Source organism: Streptomyces sp. NPDC057616 (assembly GCF_042800575.1).
Taxonomy (GTDB): domain Bacteria; phylum Actinomycetota; class Actinomycetes; order Streptomycetales; family Streptomycetaceae; genus Streptomyces.
In genome coordinates this window covers 51734-70551 of sequence record NZ_JBHVGU010000024.1, presented here as the reverse complement: position 1 = coordinate 70551, position 18818 = coordinate 51734, and the positions used below count along the sequence as shown (strand labels likewise).

Genomic DNA, 18818 nt, shown 5'->3' with positions numbered 1-18818 from the left:
ACGACGACGGCCCGGACTGCCGCGCAGTCCACGGGCCGGCCGACGAGAAGGGCGGAGACTCATCCGAGGGCCGGGAACGCGAGCCGCGGCGTCGGCGGAAGGGGCGCATTGTCCGGGCCCGCACGGAAGGACTGCGTAATGAGCGCGGCGAACCGCCGGGCGGCCGCGACTTTGGCGGCCGTGGAAGGAGAGGTGATCCCTTCGTTGGCCATCAGGACCATGTTGACGTCGGCCAGCGTGACGTCGCGTCGCAGCGATCCCGCCTCCTTAGCGTTCCGCATGAGCGCGGCGAGGTCGTGCAGCGTCCGGTCGCGCTCCTCGGCGAGTTCGGACGGCCGGAAGACCTGCAAGGCGAAGGCCCGGGCGAAGCCCTGGTCGCGAGCGTGCAGGACCATGAGCTTCTCGACGACCAGACAGAAACCGTCCCAGGGATCCGGTTGCGCCATCCCTTCCGCCACGATCTCGCGGCACGTCGTCAACTGCTCGGCGAAAGCCTCGGCGACCAGGCTCTCCTTGGACGGGAAGTGGCGGTACACGGTGGCGACGCTCACGGCGGCGCGCCGTGCGATCTCCCGTACGGACACCTGAGGTCCCGCGGACGCGAAGGCGTGCCGGGCGGCAGCCAGTATGCGCCTGCGGTTGTCACGGGCGTCCGAGCGCTCCCCGGTTCTCATTTTCCCAGCCACCGTTCTCACTTTAGCCAGGTGAACGGGTACGGCTGCCTACGGTCGCCGGCATGAGAATCGTCCAGTTTTCGCAGTACGGCCCGCCCGGCGTCATGGAAGTGGCCGAGGTGCCCGAGCCTCAGGCCGAGCCGGGAAAGGTGCGCATCGCCGTGCGCGCTTCCGGCCTCACCCCCGCGGACACCTATGTCCGTTCAGGCAGGCTGGCGGACATCATGGCCATCGCCCTCCCCTATCGCCCCGGGTTCGACGCGGCCGGCGTCGTGGACCAGGTCGGGGAAGGGGTGACGGACACCGCCGTCGGTGACGAGGTGTTCGGCGTGACCAGCACGGGTACCCGCGCGGCGAACGCGGACTACGCGGTGCTCTCCGCCTGGGCGCCGAAGCCGACCGTGTGGTCATGGGCCGAGGCGGGCGGCGCCGGGGGCAGCGTGGAAACCTCCACCCGGGTCATGGACCGGCTGCAGGTCGGGGAAGGCGACACCCTGCTCGTGCAGGGCGCGGCCGGCGCCGTGGGCACGGTCGCCGTCCAACTCGCCAACGCCCGCGGGACGCGGGTCATCGGGACCGCCAGTGAACGCAACCACGAGTTCCTGCGTTCGCTGGGTGCGACCCCGACCACGTACGGGGAAGGACTCGTCGAGCGCGTGCGCGCCCTGGCCCCGGACGGTGTGGACGCGGTCTTCGACTGTGCGGGCGGGGCCCTGGCGGACCTCGTCTCTCTCGCCGGAGACGCCTCACGCGTGGTCACGATCGCCGACTTCATGAACGCGGCCGCACACGGCGTCCACCTCTCGCACGGCGCACCGGCCGACGAGAAGGGCAGGACGATCGGGCCGGGCGCCGATCCACTGGCGCTGCACGGACTGGCGATCGCCGCCGACCTGGCGAACAAGGGGAAGCTGCGTATCCCGATCGCCGGGACCTTCGCGCTGGCCGACGCCGCGTCAGCACACGAGCTGAGCGAGACCCGGCACGCGCGCGGAAAGATCGTGCTGGTGAACGACTGACCGGCCCACCGGCGCCGTTGGGTCCACGGACGACGTCAGCGAGGGCGACGTGCGCGGCACTGGTGGTGGAGGCGGCCCATGTCGTCGCGCTGGTGGGGTTCTTCACGGCGAACCGGTGGACGAAGCCGGTGTGAGGACTCACACACACCGCAGTCGCCGGGGCCGCGCTCCATCTGCCCGAGGCGGCAGTAAGCGCGCCCCGTTCTGCGGCCCGTGGCGACACCCTTGGTGCGGGCTAGGGGCTTCGGCATAGCGCTGGTCCTGGCCGTCCGCCTCAACAGGACCGTGGGCCCGGTCCGTTCCGGGCTCGCCCTCACCGGCGCCCGGAATGTCGACCGGTCCCGGCCTTGACCGCCCGCCGTCACTCATCCGAGCACCAACACGAGTCCCAGCGCGGCCATCACCGCAGCCGTGCCCCCGTGGACGCCCAGCGCGACGGAGCGCTTGCCGCCGTTGGTGAGCACGACCACGGCGTCCGCGACGGGCGTGAAGGTCGTGGCGATCAGTGCCCAGCCGACGCCGTACGGCCGTCGGCGATCCAGACCACGAGCAGCACCACCCCGGAGGTGATGTCGCGAACAGCCTTGATCGCGGTCGGGGCGCGGAGATTGTCGGCGGCGACACCGTAGTCGAGCGTCGCCTGCCGGGGCGCCAGAAGAGAGCGAGCGCCCAGGGTAAGGCCGACGGCGCACATGAGGAGCGCGACCAGGAGTCCGGTGACATGCATGGCGGAGATTCCTCTCAGCTTGACGAGCTGCGCCCGATGTTAGTCTAGCAGCGTTATATAACCATGTTAGACTAACCCGCATGTCACCCAGACCCGCTCCCGACCTCGCCCAAAGGCGCGATCAGGTCGTCCGCGCCGCCCGAGACCTCGCCGAGTCCGACGGCTGGCCCGCCGTCACGATGCGCCGCCTCGCCGGGGAACTCGGCGTCACGCAGCCGGTGATCTACTCGGCCTACGCCAGCCGCCAAGACGTCATCAACGCGGTGGCGCTCAGCGGCTTCGCCGACGTCGCCGAAGCACTCGAAGCAGTGGAGGCCACCCCCATGGCACGGATGCGCGCCTACCTCGACTTCACCGTCGCACACCCGCGGGTCTACGAGGCGATGTCTTCCATGCCCTCGGGGTTGCGCTTCGCCTCCGACGACACACCGGAGCCGCTGAAGCGCGCGTTCTCGGCCCTCGGTGAGGTGTTCCCGGACGCGGACGGCACCCGGGCGGAAATCGCCTGGTCGACCCTGCACGGTCTGGCCACCCTGCAGGCCGGCGGCCGCCTGCGCACCAGCCACGCCCAGGCCCGCCTCGATCTCGCCCACCGCATGCTCACCCAGGAGAACAGCTGATGCACACCTTCATCGAGATACTCGCCGTCCTCGCGATCCTCGCCAACGGCGTCGTCTACGGCACCGACGTCTTCGGCGCGATCGTCCTGCGCCCCGCCATCGCGGCGGTCGACGACCGCACCCTCACCCAGCTGGTCGGCCACATCCACCGCATCGCCGACCGCCGCTTCGCGGCGATCGGGGCCGCCGGCCTGATCGCCGCCGTGGCGATGACAGCGTCCGCCGCGGCGGCCGGACAAGGGGTGAGCACCACGGCCGGGGCGATCGCCACCCTCGCCCTGATCATCTTCCTCGTGATTTACAGCCGGGTCAGCAAGCCCGTGAACACGGCGCTGATCGCGGCGGCCATCGCCGACGAGGTGCCGCCCAACGCACGGCAACTACAGGCGCGTTGGGACTCCGTCATCAACGGGCGCGTCGTAATCCAGACTGTCGCACTCGCCGCGCTCTGCGTCGGACTCGCCGCAGCCTGACCGTGCGCAGGCACGGCTGGCCCCTCGCACGGTGACAGCACCGACCGAGGGGCCGGCCGCGTCGAGTCAGCCGTCGGTCTTCGCCGGTGCCTCGCCGTGCTGGTCGACGACCGTGCGCCTCATGATGGCGCTGGTCCCGAACAGCGTGACGGAACCGGCCTCCTTGCCCGCGCCGTTCGTCATGTACGAGCGCGAGCCGAGGAAGGCGAGGGAATCCTTGTCGAAGATCCATTCGTCACGGGTGGCAGAGGAGGCGTCCTCCCGGGTGCCGGCGATGCCGTGCCGGCCGGCGGCGTCGACGGCGTCAGGAATCTCCCGCACGCCGGGGATCTTCGCGGCCGCCCGGTAGAAGGCGGCGGTGTTCGCAGGCGGCATGATCGTCTCGCCCACCAACTCGCCGATCTTCGAGAAGACGGCCTGCTCCTCCGACTCGCCCTCGAAGACCCTGGTCCGGGAGTACAGCAACGTGAGCAGCTTGTCCGGGTCGGTGGGCAGCGACGCGAGCCACCTGTACGTGGGGCGGTCGATGCCCGCCGGGACCGGCGAGGAGGACGCGACGGGAATCAGCTCCCTGGGCATCGGCGTTCCCTTGCCCGTCTCACGGATCCACCCGGTCCAGGTGACGGCGGCGGGGTCCTGCGCCATCCAGACCTGGCGTCTGTGCAGTGCTCCCAGGTACACGGGACCGTTGAAGGTGCCCTCGTCCGAGCGGGTCAGGCTCTCGACGTAGACGTACTGCCCGTGCTTGACAGGTGTTTCGTCAATTGCCTTGGCCGCGACGGCGATACGGTTGAGCGTGGCGGACGCGCTGTTGGGCTGGTGGGCCCCGGTCGCCGGTGTCGAGGTGCCGTCGCCGCCGGAAAGTGTGAAGACGAGCGCACCGGCGAGTGCCGTCGCCGGGAGGGACAACAGCGCGACTCCACGGGCTGGCCCCGACGTGATGTCGGGCGAGCCTGGGTAGAGGAGGTGCGGTCGTCGTCGATGTGCACTGTTGTTCATCCGGTTTCCTCCTGCAGAAACACGGCCGCGCGCGCGGCCTCACTCTCCTTCTCTCCGCGCGGACCTCGCGGTTCCGTCGTGGCGCGGTCGAGTTCACCGGCGCTGATCCGGGCGAGCCGCGCACGGGCGCGACAGCCGCGACCGCACGGTGCCGTCCGGGATGCCGAGCGCATCGGCGGCCTGCTGGTAGTCCAGCCCCGCTGACACGCGCAGGGCGATCACCTCCCGGTCCTGGCGCGGCAGTCGGCTCAGCGCCTCGTGCACCACCGCGAGACGGCGGGCGTCGTCGATCCGGGCCACCGTCTCGTCCGCGAAGTCCTCGACGGGGCGCGGTGCCGGGCTGCGCGCCAGGAAGGCGAGCCGACGGCGCAGACCGCGGTTGGCACTGTGCGCCTTGTGCGTGGCGATCCTGAGCAGCCACGGCTTGAGCGAACCACCCTCCGCCCACGGCCTCCCGGGTACGCCAGGCCGCGAGGAAGGTCTCGGACATGGCTTCCTCGGCCTCCGCCCAGTTGCCGGTCGGGCGCAGTGCGTGGTTTTGAACTTCTCCCCTCCCTTCGCAAGCTCGGGAGGGGGATTTCTGTCTACCTTGCGGCGGCAGGTTTGACGGTTTTACCCGCCCTGCGACCGCGCCTTCCGGCGGCCGGGACCTCCACGATGACGTGGCCGATCCGGTACAGGTGCAAGATGTTCCTCGCTGCGTTGAAGTCGGCGTTCGCCGTCCAGCCGCAGTCGGGTTTCTTGCATACGAACAGTTCCTGGCTCTCTCGGTTGCCGGGGCTGGTGAAGCCGCAGGCTGAGCATCGCTGGGAGGTGTGTGGGGAGGGGACCTTGACGAGCCGGCCGCCGTATCGGGCGGTCTTGTACGTCAGCATCGTCAGGGTCCGCCCCCATACCTCCTGGGCGATGGAGCGGTTCAGTGCGGCCTTCGGCTCCACTCGACGGTACGCGACTCGAATGTATCCGGCCCTGCCTCAGGACATCGACGGCCGGGCGTAGAGAGCTGGTGGTCGTTCGTCCTCGCCATACCCGGTCTCGCGCAGGACGCCTTGCGCCGTCTCGACCTGAACGCTCTCGGCCAAGTCCGGTACACGATAGGCGAGTTGGCCGAACCGTACCGCCGCCCGGACGGCTCGTACGACTTTCCAGTGGGATGCCAACTCCTGACCGGGCAACGCTGAGCCAGTTCCCAGACCACACCGCTCTACCGCGCCGCCGAATCGGAGGCTACGACTCGACGGTCGACGCCTCCAGACGTTCGGGGAGCTCCTCGCGCTTCTCGTCCTCGTAGACCAGCAATGTCGAACCTCCGATAGCGAGGACGATGCCGGTGGTCGCCCATATGGTCGGCAGGGTTTGATAGACCGCCAGGGACAACGCGATGGTGAGGACGGGTGCCAGGGCGTTGGTGACCGGTGCGACGACACTGGCGCTGCCCCGGCTGAGGGCCATGACGAGGAACAGTGCGCCTGTGGAGTTCAGGATCTGCGTGCCGGCGGTGAGTGCAGGTGCCTGCCAGACAGCGTCGGGCAGTCCGCCCATCATGAGGACGGCGACGGGTACGAGGAGCAGGCCGCTGACGGTCATCCAGCCGAAGGTCGTCGCGTCATTGACCCCGGCGAGCGCCGCCTTGCGCATGAAGAACGCCTGCGCTCCCCAGGCCACACAGATGAGAATGGCCAGCACCAGCCAGGCACCGGTACTGACCGAGCCGCCGGCGCCCGCGGGGATGCTGATCAGCACGATGGCGATCAGCGCGGCGACCACACCGATGGCCGCGAGCTTCCCGATGCGCTCCCGAAGCAGAGCCACGGCCATCAGGACGGTGACCACCGGGGAGAGCGAGACCACCGGGAAGATCAGGTAGGCGGGACCGTCGGACAGCGCCTGGAACAGCAGGAGTTGACCGCCCGCGCCGGTGAGTCCGGCCACAAGTCCGTACACCGCGGCGATGGGTCGGCGGTCGAATCGCTCTCGGCGCAGCGCGACCGCAGCCGGGACGAGCATGGTGAAGGCCCAGATGACGTAGATCATCTCGTCCGGATAGCCGTACCGCTCGGTCGGCTGACTGGAGAACGCTCCCCAGACTCCCCAGAACAGCACCAGCAGGCCCGCGTAGAGGATCCAGGTTCGCTTTTCACGCATCGCCGTCGCTGCTCTCCGTCGTGGTGATGTCCGAGCCTGCGCGCAGGGCTGCCACGGCCTCGGTGCTGAGAGGGGTGCCGGCGAGCTTGGCCGCGTAGAGCGCGGCACCCATCACCGGTTCGAACAAGGGTTGCCGCAGCTCGTAGGTGGCCTCGCCGCCGTTGAGCGCTGCGGTGAAACCGTCGAGCACGCGGGATGAGCGGAAGACCCCGCCGGAGTAGGAGACGAGGACCATGTCATCGATGGAGAAGCCCAGTTGGCGTCGGACGCTGTCCACGAGCAGGGCCAGTTCGCTGCCGGCCTCGGCGAGGAGCGCGTCGGCCGCCGTGTCGCCCGCACGAGCCGCCTCGACCACCAGGGGGGTCAGTGACGCGATCTCACTGCGGTGCCCCTGCCAGCGATTGAGTACGACATCGATCACCTCGAGGTCCGAGGTCAACTGCAAGTGCTCACGCACCAGTTGCGCAAGAGGGCCTTCGGGCAGGCGGCCGTCGCTCATCCGGGAGAAGACGTTGAGCGCCCGTGCGGCGATCCAGTACGCGGAGCCCTCGTCGCTGAAGAGTTCGCTCCAGCCGCCGGTGCGTACACCGCGGCCCTGGTGTTCGCCGTAGGCCATGGAGCCGGTGCCACTGATGACGTTGATGCCATCCACCGCACCGAGCGAGCCCGCCCAGCCGCAGATCATGTCGTTGTCGCAGGCGTAGCGCCGGTGCCCCAGTACGCGATAGGGGGCGGCGTCCAGCGCGGCGACGTCACCGGGGACCTCTCCGTAGCCGGGCAGGCCCAGAAAGGCGTGATCGATCTCCGCGGGTTTGATGCCCGCGGCCTCGGTCACGACCGCGATTCCCTGTTCAAGGACCCGTACTACGTGGTCGACGCCACCGGTGGCGTTGTCCCCGAAGTAGTAGGCACCTTCCCCAAGCGTCCGGGCCCGGACGGTGCCCGCACTGTCGATCAGGCAGAAGGCTGTCTTCGTGCCGCCGCCGTCCACACCCAGAAACATCGTTGCTCCTCAACTCACCTTGCTCCGGGTGCTGTTGTGAACGCCGGGACTTCTGCGCCGACACAGGGCGATCCTCGGCGCGATATGAGGCACCCCCTCATCACGGGCAGGCCCGAACGTGACCCCAAATGCTCGAAACAGCTCTAACAGCGCTCGATTAAAGCAGCTTCGAGCATTTCTCACTACAGTCCCGCGCCACTTCGTGGTCTGTGAACGCATGACAGCTCGCGACGCGACACACCGCTCACAGACGCCGACGCCCACACCCACGGGTCTTCGGCACCGCGTTGACATTCACACGGGCGGTCGCTTTACTCCCGGACAACGCAGGAGCCGGGCTCCGCGTTCAGAGGTGCGCCCAGCCGGTAAGCGGCCCTGTGCCGCGAAGTCCGGACCGAGTCGCCAGGACGGCACCACACGTCCGAGGCGGGGAAGTACCCCCTCCCTCTGGAGTTCACTCCATGAGCCATCTCAACCCCGCAACCCGCGCGTTCACGGGCCTGGCCGTCGGCATGGCGGCCCTGACCGGCACCCTGCTCACCCAGGCGACCTCGGCCCAGGCCGTAGCCGTAGCCCTGCCGCCCACGCACGCGAGCTTCGACTACCAGATCGGCGGCGCCTACACCCCGCCGGCCGGCGTCAAGGTCGTCACCCGCGACCACACCGCCTCACCGGCGGCGGGCCTGTACAACATCTGCTACATCAACGCCTTCCAGGCCCAGCCCGGCGCCGAGGGCGAGTGGGCCTCGGACCTGCTGCTGCGCGACTCCAACGGCAACGTCGTCTACGACGAGGACTGGGGCGAGGCCCTCCTCGACACCGGCACCGCCGCCAAGCGTCAACGCATCGCCGACCAGATCGGAACGCAGATCGACGGCTGCCGGGACAAGGGCTTCCAGGCCATCGAGCCCGACAACTACGACAGTTACACCCGTTCAGGAAATCGCCTGACGGCGAACAACGCGCAGGCGTTCATCAAACTGCTCTCCACCCGAGCCCACGCGGACGGTCTGGCCATCGCGCAGAAGAACACCCCCGAGCTGGCCGGCAACCGCACCGCCAACGGCTTCGACTTCGCCGTCGCCGAAGAGTGCGGCCAGTACGACGAGTGCGGCGACTACACCAGCGCCTTCGGCAACAACGTCATCGTGGTCGAGTACACCGACACCGGCAGGACGAAGGCCTGCCGCGGATGGTCCAGCACGCTGAGCATCGTCCAGCGCGACCTGGACGTCTCGCCGGCAGGAAGCAGCGGCTACGTACGCAAGACCTGCTAGTGCCGTATCAGGCAACGTTCGCCCCGTCTTGAGTTGCCCCGTGCGCCTTGCGGTGGGGTGGGCGAGCTGGAAGGCTCCCACTCATGCCGATCTTGGTCAGGGCTGCAGAGCGGGAGGACGTGCCCGCGCTTGTTCGCCTGCGTCTCGCGAATGCTGAAAGGCATGTCCAACTCGATCCGGCCATCTACCGCGTGCCCGATGTCGAGGCCGTACGCAGGCATTTCGAGGAGGTGCTTGCGGCCGAGCCCAAAGTGCTGATCTTGGTCGCCGAGGCGGTGGGCGAGGTGGTGGGCATGGTGGAGGTAGTCCTGCTGGCGGACCCTCCGGACCATCAGATCCTGGTTCCCCGCCGCGCGGCCGAGATCCACACCGTCGTCCTGGACGGACATCGCGGCGAGGGCGTCGGGGCGGCCTTGCTGATGGCGGCGGAGAAAGCCGCCGCGGAGCGCGGTGTCTTGATCATCTATGCCGGCATCTTCGCGCCGAACAAGGGAGCCGTTCGCTTCTACTCTTCGGCTGGCTTCGGGCCGCGCGGAACCTTGCTGAGCAAGGAGCAAGGCGCGCCCTCGGCAGGCTGATGCCTGTCCGGCCGGAGAGCGGGTGGCCTGCTGCTATGCGATGTTCGCCCGAGCCACGACCTTGCGGAGTCGTTCGTCAGCGGCGTGCTTGTTCCGCCAGATGATGTAGCGGCGGATCATGCTGCCCTGTTCCTTGTGGGTGGCGTGGTCGGTGCCGTCGAGGGTGAAGTAGCGCAGGGCGGTGAACTGGGCCTCGATGCGGTTGAGCCAGGAGCTGTTGGTCGGGGTGTAGGCGATCTCGACGTTGTTCGCGGCTGCCCAGGTGCCGACCCGCTGGCATTTCTTCGTAGTCAGGTGCGGGGAGAAGTTGTCGCAGACGATCGCGATGCGGGTCTCGGGCGGGTAGAGGCTGCGCAGGTAGCGGCAGAACTCCAGGAACTGTGTCCGCCTCTTTACCGGCTTGATGTGGCCGTAGAGCTTGTCTTTGGTCAGGTCCAGGGCTGCGAACAGGTGCCGTACTCCGCCGTAGCGGTTGTAGGTGGCCCGGCGCCTGCGGCGGGGTTCGCGGTCGGGGTCCTTGTGCTTGCCGCCGCGCTCGGCCCACTGCCGACCGGGGTGGGGCATCAGGTTGAGCGGGCCGAACTGGTCCACACAGAAGACCACTTCAGGCTCGTCGTCCTCGGGTATCACCTCGCCGTCGGCGATCGCATAGAGGTGCTCGACCCGGGCCTTCTTGGCCGCGTAGTCGGGGTCGCGGGAGGTTTTCCAGGTCTTTATGCGTTGAAATGAGACGCCTTCCTCGCGGAGCAGGATGCGCAGGCCCTCGTGGCTGATGTCGTCGACCACCCCCTCGGCGACCACGAAGTCCGCCAGCTTGGTCAGGCTCCAGGTGGAAAACGGCAGGTCGTGCTCGGTGGGCCTGGACTTGGCGATCTTCTTGATCTCGCGCCGCTCGGGCAGCGTGAAGGGCTTCGGCCGGCCGCCCTTGTACTTGGGATAGAGGGAGTCGAAGCCGTCGGTGTTGAAGTTATGAATCACATCGCGAACCCGGTCATCGCTCGTGAACGACACCTCGGCGATCTTCGCCACCGGCATGCCCTGCGCGGACAGCAGGACCATCTGGGCCCGCCGCCAGGTCACCACCGATCCGGTGCCCCTGCGGATGATCCGCAGAAGCCGCCTGCCTTCGTCATCGTCGATCTCACGGACACGTACTCGTTCTGCCACCCGCACAGCCTGACGGCAACACGCCGCACGGAACAGGACCCGAGCGGCGCGTCACATCACGACAGGGCAAACGTTGCCTGATACGGCACTAGCAGCACGCCAAACACGGATGCGGTCGGCCCGCAGCGGGCAGAGTCGTCCGCCGTAGGGCGGCCGCGTTCGCGAGTGATGGCGCAGGAGAACGGACGTGGAATCCAGCGAAACCACCACGCACGCCCGGCCCCAAGCACGGCCATACGACCGCCTCAGCCCGCTTCAGTTCACCTCAGCTCACCTGCGTCAAGGCAACCGCACTGGTGACGAACCGCTCCGCCCTCATTGCCCCGTGACCGGACCACCAGTCGTAGAGGCTGCGGCAGGCCGTCGGGAAGTTCGGCGGGAGCTGTCACCAGCCAGCGTATGCGTAGCGTCTTTCCCGTTTCGACCCTCGTGGGACGGATCGCGCGCCGGGGGACGGCCTTCCACGCATCCGGCACGAGCAGCTCCGGACTCACGACGGTCGTGGTCGACGCCTTGATGGTGGTCGTGACCTGCACGGCTGCGTTCGGCCTGACGGGGATCAGTCCGCTCTGCGGTGTCTCGACGGCGACCGCGAGCCGGATGCGCTGCTGACCGGGCAGCGGTTGCCATCTCCCGCCAACCCCCAGGTATTCAAGGTCGTAGGAGTCGGGTGTACGGACTCCGCCGCCGTCGTCGTAGAACGAGATGCGCAGGTCCGAGACGGGTGTGGGGACTCCGTAACCCACAACGAGCCCATCGACGGCGTTGGGGCTGCCATAGTTGGTCCACCTCGATGACGGGGTGTCAATGTGCAGGTCCTGCCCGTCGATCGCCTTGGCCGGGCTGTCCAGGAGAAACGTGTATGAGGCACGCGCCTGTGGATAGCCCTGTTGCTCGACGTTCGCCAGGTCGCCGACCTCGTCCGCCAGGGCATGTTCCACGGCTGTGCCGACGTCGAGCGTCACCGGCTGCAGGTCCGCCTGCCGGTGCATCTGCCGGCCGTCCAACCACACCGTCAGGCCGGATCCGTGTCCGTAGTGCCCGCCGCTGCGGTCCCAAGCACGCTGAGGTTGTGGCCGTGGTAGGCGAGGTTCTCGACGGCGAAATAGTCCCATTCGGGCGGCACGAGGGGCGCGATGGCGACCGTGTCGTCGGGCTGGGACGGATGCCGAGCAGCCCGGAGAGGGCCAGGTCGTTGAAGGTGGAGTGGTTGTAGTCCTCGCTGTGACCACGGCTGTCGTATATCCAGTGGTCCTCATCGGGGTGGTGCGCCTCGGCAACGTACGGCTCGCCGTTCTTCCGATGCGTCAGGGCGCAGGAGCGCAGTGTGGTGTAGTAGTCGGCGCGGCTGACGTGGGACTGTGCGGGGTAGTCGATGAGAAGGTTGGCCAAGGCGGTGAGAGCCTGGCTCGTGGCGTACGGCCAGCTCGGACCGTCCCACCGGCAACAGCCCTCCAACGCCTGTACATGAACCGCGGGCTGCGACGCTCCACCGTCGTTGGTCCGAACGGCGCCAAAAACCCTTGCGGATCGCGCGGTTGCGCCTATGCCGCCGCGTTCTTCGCCGGCGCCATGTCGAAGTACCAGGGAAGGAACCCGATTTGCTCCCGGTCGGCGATCCTGCGCCGATCGGGATTCTTGTCACGCATGACGTGCTTGCAGAACTGATCCTCCTCGTCCCACAGCCACCGCTCCTGGCCGGCCTGCAGAGCAGCGGCCAAGCCGGCATAGCCGTCGGCCTTCGCACTGTCGCCGCTCTGTCCGCGCCGCCGCAAGAGCGCGGCGATCGCCTTGGCATCGCCGTACTGATAGGCGTTGATAGTCGGGCGGAAGCCGTCACTGCCGTGGTACGGGTCATCGCTCTCGTACGAGCTCGCCGTGTACTCCATCGCATCCCATACCGGCGTCTGCCAATAGAGACCCACTCCGTCGTCGAACTGTGGGGCCCATCTGTTCCACTGACGTTCCAACTCCGGGAGCAGACTCCAGGCATGCTGCCACCTGCCGTCGGTCGAGGCGCGAGCCACCGCAGCACTCGCGAGCCAGGAAGAGTACTGGTGCGCCCAGTCGGTGGCGTTCTTGTTGAGCTCGCCGGTGGCGGTTTCGGCCCCGAACCGCCGCCGCGCAGCCAGTAGCCGATGCAGTCGTCGAGATAGCGGTAGTCGCGGAGCCATCGCGCCTCGTGAATGTGGTGCGCGGCCGCGGCGACGATCCCGCCGTGCGGCGCCGGGTAGCCGACCGGCCCCAGGAACTCGGAAAGGATCCAACCCTCCTCGGTCCCCGTGTACTTGAGGGCGTGCTTGATCACGCGCCACCGGTAGTAGTAGGTGTCCCGGATGGCGGTGCGGGCAGGTCGACGAACGGGATGTTCGCCGCGTACCACTCGGCCTCCGGCAGGTCTTCGAGCAGAGCCGGATGGTCGAGGAAGGCTGTTCCGGGTCCCACCGGGGGTAGACCGGAGACGTGTTCGATCCCCGGCCCACTGTGGGCGTCCGAGCCGGAGAGCTGCCCGGTTCCATCCGTCGCGCTGCCGCAGGGGGCGCCAGCGAGCCGCTCAGAACCATCGAACCCAGAACCGCAGTGCCGTTGTGAAGAAGCCGCCGACGATCGAGGGCCATGCGAGCACTCCTTCTGCGCGAGCGAGATGACATCTGACAACGTTGTCTGCCGGAGGTTTCGACTCAGAATGCCATGCGCGGACCCGCAGTCGAAGAGCCTGTGCAACGTTGGAAAGCGGGTCCGGGACGGCGGGACACGGCACGGGGCGGCGGGCGCGGTCGCCGTCGCCTTCACCGTGTTGCACTGGCGCGGGACGTACGTGGCGCACTGGGCGGGGCTGCGCATGCCGGCCACCACCGATGGCAACGTGTGGGTCACCGGCGTCCTCGTCATCATCACCCCCGATCGCGGTCGCACTCGTACTGCTGCCCTTTGCACTCGCCTCGATGGGCGTTCTGCTCGCGTGCCTGCACGAGCGCCTTGACGGCGACTTGGGAAGGGTCAGGCTCTGTGACGGCTCAGATCACGGCTCTCGGCATCCGTGGCTGACGCGTGCCCAAGGCAGTTGCGCTCGTCGTGTCGTAAGCCTCGCCCCCCGCAAGGACTTCGCCAGGTGCTTCGCCACTGCCGGGCTGCACCAGACAACTGGCAAGAGCGAAAGCGTCCTCTGTCTTGGGGTGGGCCCTGCCCAGCCGGGCGCTCAGGATCAGCGCGCCTCTGCGCGCGAGCGCCGCAGCGGTCGGGTCGCTCACCGCGTGCACGGCGCGCGCCTTGAGCAGCAGGGCGTACCCGATGTACAGGTGGTCCGGCGCATAACTGGCCTCACGGATCCGTAGTGCCCGGGAGATCAACGGCACGGCCACGGCGTGATCGCCGCGGTCGAGGTGGACACTCGCCAGTGCCACCAGGTCGAAGCTCACATATGGGTCGTCCGGCCCGTACGCCCGCTCGTCGATCCGCAGCGCCCGCTCGGCCAAAGGCACCGCCGCCTCGTAATCACCGAGGATGTGTCGGATGCGCGCCAGCGTGGCCAGGTCCGTAGCGATGGCGGGACTGTCCGCCGGCAGACAGGACTCGTGCAGGCTCAGAGCACGCTCCGCCACCGAACACGCCCGCTCGGGAGCGCCGCGGTCCCGGTGGATCTGCGCCAGGGTGATCAGGTCGAAGCCGATGTCCGCGTTGCTCTCGAGTGACTCGTGGATCGACAAGGCACGCTGGCACAGGGGCAGTGCCACCGAATGGTCCCCGATCGAAAGGAGGAACACCGACGCCAGCCTCAGCAGGGTCGCCAGCTCCGCAGCACACTCGCTCGGAGGTTCGTCCTTGGTCACCACGAGCACGTGTGGGAGCAGCCGCTGCCACCGTGACCGCGCATCCGGGTCGCCGTGGATGTCGTGCGGTACGGCGGCGAGCAGCGCCCGGCACAGTCGTACGCGAGCGTCGGTGCGCACGTCGTCCGGCATCGCGGCGCGGATGGCGGCCTGGACCAGCCGGTGCAGCACCAGGGAGGAAGTCCCGCGCCTCGCCAGCCCCAGGCCGGCCAGGGCACCGACCGTCATGTCCCACGCCACCGGGTCGGCCGCGGCCGCGACCAGTGTTTCCGCACTGCCGGTGAAGAGGTCCAGCGGGATCGGCTCCGGGGCGAGCAGGGCACACAGCTCCAGCATCCGCATCGCCTGCGGACGCTCTGCCTCGAGCCTGCGCACGCTGAGCTGCCACAGGGTCGCGACCACGACCTCCGGCCGGTCCGCCAGCTCACCCAGCGCGATCATGTCCTCAAGCCGCGACCTGAGGAGAGCCAGGTACTCCTCGGGCGCCGTCTGGTTGTAGTCCATGTACCCGGCCGCCTGCTCCACGGCCAGCGGCAGGTCCCCCAGGTGCTCGGCGATCCGGTCCGCCACCTCCGTGGTCATGCCGCACACCCGCCGGGCCAGCAGATCCACCGCTTCCCGCCTGGTGAACACATCCAGCTCGATGACGCCGGCTCTGCTCGACCAACCGCGCACCCTGGTCGTGACGATGACGTGGCCATTGCTCAGCAGGTCACCCGATGGCAAGGCCCCCCTGAGCAGTCCGGGCCTCTCCCCGTTGTCGAAGATGATCAACCAGGGTCCGCGGTCCTGCAACTCGCCGTACACCCGCGAGACGACCTGCTCGGAGCTCACCTCCGCCAGGCCCAACTCCCTACCCAGCGAAGCGAACTGTGACGCCACCAGCGCGGGATCCTCGGCATCCACGAACGCGACGAACCGGTATTCCGAGCGGTACCGGTAGGCATACTCCACAGCCAGCTGTGTCTTGCCGACACCGCCCAGCCCGTGCACGACGTGCATCGCGCCCTCGTTGCCCGACGTCAGACTCTGCCGCAGCGCCTGCAGTGCGGCGTCGCGGCCGGTGAAGTTGGTGTTGCGCGGCGGCAGGCGGTACGTCGACCGACGGAGCGGCGGGCTCACGGCAGGTGCCGCCGGTGGACCGGCCTCCCGGACGCTGGCCTCGAACAGGTCGGTGAGCGTGGCATGTTCACCCCGTAGCCGCGCAAGCTCTTCCTCGAGGGAAAGCTGGATCCGACTGGCGTGCGCGGCGCGGACACACGCAGTGGCGTAAGCCGCGATCCGCTCCCACGGGGGCGGTTTTGTGAACTTGCCTCCCAGCAGGTCCGACAGTGACGACCGAGTGAGGACCTTGTTGCCGTCGTAGGCCAGCAGCTGCGCCTGGGTGGGTGAACCTGCGGACGTCCGCAACCGCTGCAAGCGGCCGACGAACCAGCTTTGTGGCGAGCCCGGTCCCCTCATGTACGCCGCTTTCCCCGTCTTGCTCTCGTCTCGTTCTCGTCCGCTCTCCGGAATCGTCCGGACTTCGGAGCCAAAAGAATGTAGCTCATCCAGCAGGGGAGCCCAACGGATCCGGACTCCTCCGAGTCCGCCGCACTCGTGCGGCACCACGCCCCAACATGGTCGGCGGCACAACGACCACAACGCTGACAAGAGCTGAAAACGAGGGGATCAAGCATGGGACTCAAGGGATATCAACCGACTCGTCGCTGCAGGCGCGGCGATCGCAGTCGACTCGACGCTGCTGGTCGGCGGCGCAACCTCGGCGCCGGTTAGCCCCGCGCCTTCATGAGGCGGGCTGTCCAGAGGACTGTGAGCGGCGGGAGCTGAAGGAAGAGGCCGGCGCCGAGGCCACCCGGTGGCAGCATCTCGGCAGGTACGCCGTCCCCCTCGGAAACAACGCCCGCCTGTCGCTGTTCCTCGCCTGACATCGACGCTCGGACCACAGGAACTCAACGAGACCGAAGAGGACCTCGGGCTGTCCTGGTGGCCGATGAACGAGGCGGTCCAGGCCGCACAGGGCCACCGGTTCCACCTCCCGGCGGTTCCCCTCGCCCTGCTGCTCGCCGACCGCACCCAATCCCAAGGAGTACCTGAATGCTGAAACGTACGGGAACTGTCGTGGCCGCTGCTGCCGTTGCCGCACTTGCCCTCCCCGCAGACGCCCACGCCACCGCCGTCGCCTGCGGCGGGTCCGTCTCGACCCAGGGCATTTCCGGTAACGGCTGTATCAGCGCGGACCGGTGGAAGGACGGCCGCGTCTTCTTCCGCACCATCACCGCGCACACGACGCTGACGAATACCCGCCCGCACGCCACCTGGGTCGAGTACGAGGCGTACTTCCGCGTCGTCTCGGGCGGTCACTGGGTGAAGATCGGCAACGGGCGTACCGCCGTCCAGCGACGGTCCACGGTCGGCCCCGTCGAGATCGGCTCCACAGACCGCGTCTGCGGCCCGGTCAAGGTCGAGATCCGCGTCCATGTCAGGCCCGCGGGGGGCGCCTGGTCCAACTGGAGCAGCGCCGCTACCTCCCAGTGCCAGACCTGACGCTGCTGATTGTGCGAGTGCGGCGGGCCGTCCCTACCGGCGGCCCGCCCATCCAATGGCTCGCAGGCAAGATCCGCCAGGCTCAACCGGACAGAAACTACGGGGAATACCGTGAACGCGCACGGAGGAAACGGCTACGGCAGTCCGCAATTCGGCCCCGACGGGCAGCCCACAGGCCCCGGTGCCTGGGGCCCCTCCCCCGCCCCGCCCTATCCACCACACGGCGGCCCCTATCCACCCCAAGGGGGCCCCTATCCCCCGCAGCCGCCGGCCGGTTGGGGACCCCAGCCTCCCCACCCCTACGGCGGACTACGGCCGCCCGGTATGCCGCCCGCGCCGGAACCGACGCGACGCCAGAGGGTCTTGCGCTGCGTCCGCAACCCCTTCTACGCCGCCCAAAGGGCCTTCCGTCCCTCGCGCCCGGACCGCGTCGAAGACCCCACCGTCGGCCGACTCCAACTGTGGCGCAGCGTCCTGGGCATCGCCGCCTGGCTGTGGCTCACCATCACCTACGGCCTGATCAGCGACACCGCCGACGTCGGCAGCGCCCTCTCCGACCGGTTCAGCCAGAGCTGGACCAGCGTCCTGATCCTCATCTGCACCTTCCCCCTGGTCCTCGGCGTCTTCGTGGCCGCCGCCCAACAACCGCTCAGACGCCTCTACCTGCGCCGCTCCCTGCGCTCCCTGAGCTCCATCGGCGCCCTGATGGGCGCCATGGCCACCTTCCCGCTGGCCATGGCCCCCGACCCGGTCACCAAAGGCTTCCGCGACCTCATCGGCCTGCCCGGCAAGATCCTCCTCTTCGTCGCCTGCGCCTGGTCCGTCGGCTTCGCCCTCTACGGCATCGGCCTGTCCCTCGTCCACGTCCTGCGCACCGCCGACATCCACGAACTCGTACCACCGAGCCTCGCCATCGTCCTGTCCTGGGAACTGGCCCTGCTCGACGTCATCACCGGCGCCTACGCCGGAGTCCCCATCATCGCCCGAGTCGTCTTCATGATGGGCGCCCCCATCACCGTGACCGCCCTGTCCCTCTGGGAGATCCGCCGCCTGCGCGAGCGCCACGGCCTCACTCTGCGCCAGGCACTGCACCCGTAAAAGAAACAAGCAGGTGGTTCATGCCGAAGCGCGCGGATCCCTCGCCTTCACCCTGGCCTCCGCACCCGCATCCCTCCGTCGTCCGATGTCGGCGCCGCCCCTGGGATCCAGCTTGCCTCGCGCTGCCCGGCCTTGGCGGGCATCATCCAGGCGCTCAAAGCCCTGGGACAGCAGCAGGTGCAGCGGCCCGGCGCAGACGCAGTCGTTGAATCCACCGCAATCGGGCCGGACCCGAGTGAGTACCTGTTTTCGATCCTCGGTTTTGAGTAGCTTTGGGTCTTAGCCGGGCTGGGTGTCCGAGGGCGCCGGCGGGGTTGCGGGGCGGGTGTGCGAGGGCTGTGGTGAGCGGTTGAGGCCGGGTGCTCCAGCTCGTACGCGGTTCTGCTCGGCGGCTTGTCGTGCCAGGCAGTGGCGCCGTCAGGCACGGTGGCGCAAGCGGGTGGCGGCGGAACTGGAGGGCACCGGCCGGGTGGAGTGTCCCGAGTGCGGGACTGGTTGGGTGGCCGGGGTGGACCGGCGGTCGAACGCGGTCTACTGCTCACGGCGGTGCGTGACGAGGGCCTGGAGGGCCCGGAAGGAATCGTTCGACGAACGGTCACAGTGACCGCAGTGCGAACGCACCCGCATCCCAACTCCGGTCACGTCCGGGTCAATTGCGGTC

Annotated in this window: 20 protein-coding genes and 2 pseudogenes; 7 read left to right on the top strand and 15 right to left on the bottom strand. The window is 68.5% G+C overall.

Annotation, left to right across the window (positions count from 1 at the left end; all coding sequences use genetic code 11):
* Positions 1 to 59: 59 nt before the first annotated feature.
* Positions 60 to 674: a TetR/AcrR family transcriptional regulator gene (locus ACFU97_RS28195; RefSeq protein WP_384261856.1), complete on the bottom strand. Its 615-nt coding sequence runs from the start codon at positions 672 to 674 to the stop codon at positions 60 to 62.
* Positions 675 to 736: 62 nt separating this feature from the next.
* Here ACFU97_RS28195 and ACFU97_RS28190 point away from each other — a divergent pair, with 62 nt between their 5' ends.
* Positions 737 to 1693, top strand: a complete 957-nt coding sequence (locus tag ACFU97_RS28190) for an NADP-dependent oxidoreductase (protein WP_384261851.1) — start codon at positions 737 to 739, stop codon at positions 1691 to 1693.
* Between the two features lie 365 nt (positions 1694 to 2058).
* Here ACFU97_RS28190 and ACFU97_RS28185 read toward each other — a convergent pair whose 3' ends face one another.
* Together ACFU97_RS28185 and ACFU97_RS28180 are read right to left on the bottom strand one after the other, a co-directional pair.
* Entirely contained in the window at positions 2059 to 2157 is a 99-nt protein-coding gene (locus ACFU97_RS28185) for a hypothetical protein (RefSeq protein ID WP_384261849.1), read from the bottom strand.
* 38 nt (positions 2158 to 2195) lie between these two features.
* The gene (locus ACFU97_RS28180; protein WP_384261846.1) at positions 2196 to 2420 is read right to left on the bottom strand and encodes a hypothetical protein; all 225 of its coding nucleotides are present in this window, start codon (positions 2418 to 2420) and stop codon (positions 2196 to 2198) included.
* A gap of 80 nt (positions 2421 to 2500) precedes the next feature.
* On the opposite strand from ACFU97_RS28180, the gene ACFU97_RS28175 reads away from it, so the two are divergent.
* Together ACFU97_RS28175 and ACFU97_RS28170 are read left to right on the top strand one after the other, a co-directional pair.
* A complete protein-coding gene (locus ACFU97_RS28175; protein WP_384261844.1) occupies positions 2501 to 3040 on the top strand; it encodes a TetR/AcrR family transcriptional regulator in 540 nt (179 codons plus the stop codon).
* Positions 3040 to 3513 (top strand): DUF1772 domain-containing protein, encoded by a 474-nt coding sequence (locus ACFU97_RS28170; protein WP_384261842.1) that lies wholly within the window; start codon positions 3040 to 3042, stop codon positions 3511 to 3513. The genes ACFU97_RS28175 and ACFU97_RS28170 overlap by 1 nt, the downstream gene beginning before the upstream one ends.
* 66 nt (positions 3514 to 3579) lie before the next feature.
* Here ACFU97_RS28170 and ACFU97_RS28165 read toward each other — a convergent pair whose 3' ends face one another.
* From ACFU97_RS28165 to ACFU97_RS28145, 5 genes and pseudogenes are all read right to left on the bottom strand, one after another.
* Entirely contained in the window at positions 3580 to 4512 is a 933-nt protein-coding gene (locus ACFU97_RS28165; protein ID WP_384261839.1) for a CU044_5270 family protein, read from the bottom strand.
* A pseudogene (locus ACFU97_RS28160) lies at positions 4509 to 5002 on the bottom strand (RNA polymerase sigma factor). Before ACFU97_RS28160 ends, ACFU97_RS28165 begins: the two are co-directional and overlap by 4 nt.
* A 94-nt stretch (positions 5003 to 5096) precedes the next feature.
* Positions 5097 to 5450, bottom strand: a complete 354-nt coding sequence (locus ACFU97_RS28155; protein ID WP_384261837.1) for a zinc ribbon domain-containing protein — start codon at positions 5448 to 5450, stop codon at positions 5097 to 5099.
* Positions 5451 to 5739: 289 nt separating this feature from the next.
* Complete coding sequence (locus ACFU97_RS28150) at positions 5740 to 6657, bottom strand: DMT family transporter (protein ID WP_384261835.1); 918 nt, start codon at positions 6655 to 6657, stop codon at positions 5740 to 5742.
* Entirely contained in the window at positions 6650 to 7648 is a 999-nt protein-coding gene (locus ACFU97_RS28145) for an N-acetylglucosamine kinase (RefSeq protein ID WP_384261832.1), read from the bottom strand. Before ACFU97_RS28145 ends, ACFU97_RS28150 begins: the two co-directional genes overlap by 8 nt.
* A 473-nt stretch (positions 7649 to 8121) precedes the next feature.
* Between ACFU97_RS28145 and ACFU97_RS28140 the strand changes: the two genes are divergently transcribed.
* Together ACFU97_RS28140 and ACFU97_RS28135 are read left to right on the top strand one after the other, a co-directional pair.
* Entirely contained in the window at positions 8122 to 8937 is an 816-nt protein-coding gene (locus ACFU97_RS28140) for an endo alpha-1,4 polygalactosaminidase (protein WP_384261829.1), read from the top strand.
* A gap of 83 nt (positions 8938 to 9020) precedes the next feature.
* Positions 9021 to 9515: a GNAT family N-acetyltransferase gene (locus ACFU97_RS28135; RefSeq protein WP_384261825.1), complete on the top strand. Its 495-nt coding sequence runs from the start codon at positions 9021 to 9023 to the stop codon at positions 9513 to 9515.
* A 33-nt stretch (positions 9516 to 9548) separates the two neighbouring features.
* On the opposite strand, the gene ACFU97_RS28130 is transcribed toward ACFU97_RS28135, so the two are convergent.
* From ACFU97_RS28130 to fxsT, 7 genes and pseudogenes are all read right to left on the bottom strand, one after another.
* Positions 9549 to 10682 carry an IS630 family transposase gene (locus ACFU97_RS28130; protein ID WP_384261823.1) on the bottom strand — a complete coding sequence of 378 codons (1134 nt, stop codon included), beginning with the start codon at positions 10680 to 10682 and terminating at the stop codon, positions 9549 to 9551.
* A gap of 260 nt (positions 10683 to 10942) precedes the next feature.
* On the bottom strand, positions 10943 to 11674 hold the full coding sequence (locus ACFU97_RS28125; RefSeq protein ID WP_384262042.1) for a hypothetical protein: 732 nt from the start codon (positions 11672 to 11674) through the stop codon (positions 10943 to 10945).
* A gap of 23 nt (positions 11675 to 11697) precedes the next feature.
* Positions 11698 to 11925 carry a glycosyl hydrolase family 65 protein gene (locus tag ACFU97_RS28120; RefSeq protein ID WP_384262030.1) on the bottom strand — a complete coding sequence of 76 codons (228 nt, stop codon included), beginning with the start codon at positions 11923 to 11925 and terminating at the stop codon, positions 11698 to 11700.
* Positions 11898 to 12140 (bottom strand): annotated as a pseudogene (locus ACFU97_RS28115) (hypothetical protein); the annotation flags it as partial. The gene ACFU97_RS28120 and the pseudogene ACFU97_RS28115, both read right to left, overlap by 28 nt.
* Before the next feature lie 86 nt (positions 12141 to 12226).
* On the bottom strand, positions 12227 to 12856 hold the full coding sequence (locus ACFU97_RS28110; protein ID WP_384261821.1) for a hypothetical protein: 630 nt from the start codon (positions 12854 to 12856) through the stop codon (positions 12227 to 12229).
* A 130-nt stretch (positions 12857 to 12986) separates the two neighbouring features.
* The gene (locus ACFU97_RS28105; protein ID WP_384261818.1) at positions 12987 to 13127 is read right to left on the bottom strand and encodes a hypothetical protein; all 141 of its coding nucleotides are present in this window, start codon (positions 13125 to 13127) and stop codon (positions 12987 to 12989) included.
* A gap of 572 nt (positions 13128 to 13699) precedes the next feature.
* The gene (gene fxsT, locus ACFU97_RS28100; RefSeq protein ID WP_384261816.1) at positions 13700 to 15973 is read right to left on the bottom strand and encodes an FxSxx-COOH system tetratricopeptide repeat protein; all 2274 of its coding nucleotides are present in this window, start codon (positions 15971 to 15973) and stop codon (positions 13700 to 13702) included.
* Positions 15974 to 16609: 636 nt separating this feature from the next.
* On the opposite strand from fxsT, the gene ACFU97_RS28095 reads away from it, so the two are divergent.
* Together ACFU97_RS28095 and ACFU97_RS28090 are read left to right on the top strand one after the other, a co-directional pair.
* On the top strand, positions 16610 to 17059 hold the full coding sequence (locus ACFU97_RS28095) for a hypothetical protein (RefSeq protein ID WP_384261814.1): 450 nt from the start codon (positions 16610 to 16612) through the stop codon (positions 17057 to 17059).
* Positions 17060 to 17422: 363 nt separating this feature from the next.
* Positions 17423 to 18157 carry a hypothetical protein gene (locus ACFU97_RS28090; RefSeq protein WP_384261811.1) on the top strand — a complete coding sequence of 245 codons (735 nt, stop codon included), beginning with the start codon at positions 17423 to 17425 and terminating at the stop codon, positions 18155 to 18157.
* Positions 18158 to 18818 lie beyond the last annotated feature (661 nt).

Excerpts from the sequence above, each read along its gene's own strand:
- ACFU97_RS28195 (WP_384261856.1), bottom strand. The coding sequence starts at position 674 with ATGAGAACCGGGGAGCGCTCGGACGCCCGTGACAACCGCAGGCGCATA.
- ACFU97_RS28190 (WP_384261851.1), top strand. The coding sequence starts at position 737 with ATGAGAATCGTCCAGTTTTCGCAGTACGGCCCGCCCGGCGTCATGGAA.
- ACFU97_RS28180 (WP_384261846.1), bottom strand. The coding sequence starts at position 2,420 with ATGCATGTCACCGGACTCCTGGTCGCGCTCCTCATGTGCGCCGTCGGC.
- ACFU97_RS28175 (WP_384261844.1), top strand. The coding sequence starts at position 2,501 with ATGTCACCCAGACCCGCTCCCGACCTCGCCCAAAGGCGCGATCAGGTC.
- ACFU97_RS28170 (WP_384261842.1), top strand. The coding sequence starts at position 3,040 with ATGCACACCTTCATCGAGATACTCGCCGTCCTCGCGATCCTCGCCAAC.
- ACFU97_RS28165 (WP_384261839.1), bottom strand. The coding sequence starts at position 4,512 with ATGAACAACAGTGCACATCGACGACGACCGCACCTCCTCTACCCAGGC.
- ACFU97_RS28150 (WP_384261835.1), bottom strand. The coding sequence starts at position 6,657 with ATGCGTGAAAAGCGAACCTGGATCCTCTACGCGGGCCTGCTGGTGCTG.
- ACFU97_RS28140 (WP_384261829.1), top strand. The coding sequence starts at position 8,122 with ATGAGCCATCTCAACCCCGCAACCCGCGCGTTCACGGGCCTGGCCGTC.
- ACFU97_RS28135 (WP_384261825.1), top strand. The coding sequence starts at position 9,021 with ATGCCGATCTTGGTCAGGGCTGCAGAGCGGGAGGACGTGCCCGCGCTT.
- ACFU97_RS28125 (WP_384262042.1), bottom strand. The coding sequence starts at position 11,674 with ATGCACCGGCAGGCGGACCTGCAGCCGGTGACGCTCGACGTCGGCACA.
- ACFU97_RS28110 (WP_384261821.1), bottom strand. The coding sequence starts at position 12,856 with ATGGCTCCGCGACTACCGCTATCTCGACGACTGCATCGGCTACTGGCT.
- fxsT (WP_384261816.1), bottom strand. The coding sequence starts at position 15,973 with ATGAGGGGACCGGGCTCGCCACAAAGCTGGTTCGTCGGCCGCTTGCAG.
- ACFU97_RS28095 (WP_384261814.1), top strand. The coding sequence starts at position 16,610 with ATGCTGAAACGTACGGGAACTGTCGTGGCCGCTGCTGCCGTTGCCGCA.